The organism is Salinibacterium sp. (genome assembly GCF_031364185.1).
Taxonomy (GTDB): domain Bacteria; phylum Actinomycetota; class Actinomycetes; order Actinomycetales; family Microbacteriaceae; genus Rhodoglobus.
In genome coordinates this window covers 1-2705 of record NZ_JANLVV010000397.1, presented here as the reverse complement: position 1 = coordinate 2705, position 2705 = coordinate 1, and the positions used below count along the sequence as shown (strand labels likewise).

Below are 2705 nucleotides of genomic sequence, written 5' to 3'. Positions count from 1 at the left end.
TTGACCCCCAGTCAAGTGCGCTACCAAGCTGCGCCACAGCCCGTGACAACTCCGATAGTTTAGCCTGTAACAGTAAGTGAGAATTTCATCTGCTGTATGCGCCGACACAATGTCGGCAGCGCTTTGCAGAATGTTCACGATGTGCTCTTTCAATCGGGCCGACGTGCCCGCGAGCCCGACCGAACCTCACCGACAGGATTTCCGTGACTGACAACGCCCTCACTGCGCCGACGACATCGGTCGAGGCGACGCCCGACCTCAGCAGGCGCAACAGTCTCGTCATCAACCTCATGTTGGTGGCCACCTTCGTCGTCATCCTCAACGAGACCATCATCGGAGTTGCCCTCCCAAGACTGATGGACGATCTCAACATTGCCGCGAGCACTGCGCAGTGGCTGTCGACAGCGTTCATGCTGACGATGGCGGTCGTCATCCCGACCACTGGTTTTCTCATGCAACGGCTGCACACTCGCACCGTATTCATCCTCGCCATGAGCCTGTTCACCCTGGGCACCGCCATTGCAGCCATCGCGCCTGGCTTCGAAGTACTGCTCGCGGCACGCATCGTGCAGGCCAGCGGCACGGCTATCATGCTGCCGCTCCTGATGACCACAGTGATGACACTCGTCCCTGCGCACTCTCGAGGCCGAACGATGGGCAATATCTCGATCGTCATCTCGGTCGCCCCTGCTCTCGGCCCGACGATTTCCGGGCTCATCCTCAGCGTCTTCGACTGGCGCTTCATCTTCATCCTCGTCTTACCGATCGCCATCGCCGCACTCGCCATCGGTGGCGCCCGCGTTCAGAACGTCAGCGAGACGCGCAAGGTGCCGCTCGATGCGCTCTCAGTGGTGCTGTCAGCGTTCGCGTTCGGCGGGCTCATTTACGGGCTCAGCAGCCTCGGCGAAGCCGTCTCCGGAACCGCCATCGTGACCTCCTGGATACCTGTTGCCGTGGGGGCACTCGCGCTCGCACTCTTTATCGCGCGCCAACTGTCGCTCCAACGAACAGACAGTGCGTTTCTCGATCTTCGGACGTTCACAGCGCCCGGGTTCAGCGTCTCGATTATCCTCATGGTGATTCTCATGGGCGCCCTCTTCGGCACGATAATTTTGCTACCAATTTATATGCAGGATGTTCTCGGCCTGCTTCCTGTGCAAGCCGGCCTCATCCTCCTGCCGGGCAGTGTGCTCATGGGACTACTCGGGCCCGTGGTCGGCCGACTCTACGACAAAGTCGGCCCGCGACCGTTGCTCGTACCGGGCACCGTTGTTGTCAGCCTCGCCCTGTGGGGAATGACCCTATTTGCCGAGGGCTCACCGTGGCAACTCGTGGTCGTGGCGCACGTCGCGCTCAGCCTCGGACTGGGTCTTACCTTCACTCCGCTGTTCACCTCATCGCTCGGCTCCCTCAAACCGTCCCTCTACGCCGCCGGAAGCGCCACCATTGGAACAGTGCAGCAGCTAGCCGGAGCCGCCGGAACGGCGCTCTTCATCGCACTACTCACGATCGGATCAGCTTCGGCGAGCGGCAGCGGCTCAACCGATATCTCGGCGCTCGCATCCGGTGTGCACCTGGCGTTCGTGGCGGGGGCTGCGCTGTCAATACTCGCGGTCGCCGCCGCGTTCTTCGTGCCGCGGCCCAGCGTGCCCGAAGACTCACAGGCACCCCACTAACAAATCCAGAGGGCTGGTTCAGCCGCTCAGCGGGGTGCAACTTTCGGAAATTCAGGAAGGCGGCTCGCAACAGCAATCCCTGACCCTGCAGATACTGAGGTTGCCAGGGTCAATGAAGCCGTTGTCCTGAATTTCCGAAAGGCATGGGGGCACTCGCGTGTCCACCAAGGCAGGGGAACATCGTCGGGCGGTCAGGTGCCCCTCTGGGTAACGCTGGCCGGGGCATGGGATGTATCGAGCAGCACCGCGTCGGTGAATCAGGCTGAAACGTCGACACCGACCACCTAAGCCGCGCGGGCTCAGAGCAGGCGGGCCCGCAACTGTGGCCAGCTCGCCGCGAATCCAGGATGCAGCGGCAACCCCTCCACGTCGGCAACCGCCACCCATGCCAACGCAACGCTCTCGGCATCGCCGATCACGGGCTCGAACTCTTCCACGGCTTCGGCCACGACCGTCGTGTACGCCCACACTCCGCGATCCAGCACAGTGGTGAACATCACGCGCAGCAGGGATGAATCAACCCCCGCCTCCTCATGCGCCTCTCGCAGGGCGCCCTGTTCAGCGGTCTCATCAGATTTGCGGGCGCCGCCGGGCAGCCCCCAGGTGCCACCGAAGTGGCTCCAGATCGCGCGGTGCTGCAGGAGGATGCCGAGCGACCTATGCCAGACCAACAGCCCTGCGGCGCCGTAGCTTCCCCAGAACTTCTCACCGTTCTCGCCATACACCCATTCATCGCCAGGTTCGTGGGGTCGGCGAGGCAGGTTGTTAGCGGGCAAGTCCATAAATCCGACGTTACCGGGTCGTGAGGGCGGATCGTCGATCCTCATGGAACACACGGGATTGCCACCGCTTCGACAGACCGGTGACGGGTTTCTCCACGAGCCTGTAGCTGAGGTAGCCGAAGAGCAGCACTGCCAGCACCATGAGGACCAGCCATGCCCCCGCTGCGACACTGTTGCCGGCAAACGGGCCCGAAATCGACTGCCAGACTCTGCCCATCGCCACCAACACAAGAATGTGGCCAAGGTA

Annotated in this window: 3 protein-coding genes; 1 reads left to right on the top strand and 2 read right to left on the bottom strand. The window is 62.4% G+C overall.

Annotated elements, in window-relative coordinates; all coding sequences use genetic code 11:
* The first annotated feature begins 203 nt into the window (after window positions 1-203).
* A complete protein-coding gene (locus RMN95_RS17050; RefSeq protein ID WP_309618096.1) occupies window positions 204-1676 on the top strand; it encodes an MDR family MFS transporter in 1473 nt (490 codons plus the stop codon).
* A gap of 299 nt (window positions 1677-1975) precedes the next feature.
* Here RMN95_RS17050 and RMN95_RS17045 read toward each other — a convergent pair whose 3' ends face one another.
* Both RMN95_RS17045 and RMN95_RS17040 read right to left on the bottom strand, forming a co-directional pair.
* Window positions 1976-2458, bottom strand: a complete 483-nt coding sequence (locus tag RMN95_RS17045) for an NUDIX hydrolase (protein ID WP_309618095.1) — start codon at window positions 2456-2458, stop codon at window positions 1976-1978.
* 10 nt (window positions 2459-2468) lie between these two features.
* Window positions 2469-2705 (bottom strand): hypothetical protein (locus RMN95_RS17040; RefSeq protein WP_309618094.1); only part of this gene is annotated, 237 nt, incomplete at its 5' end.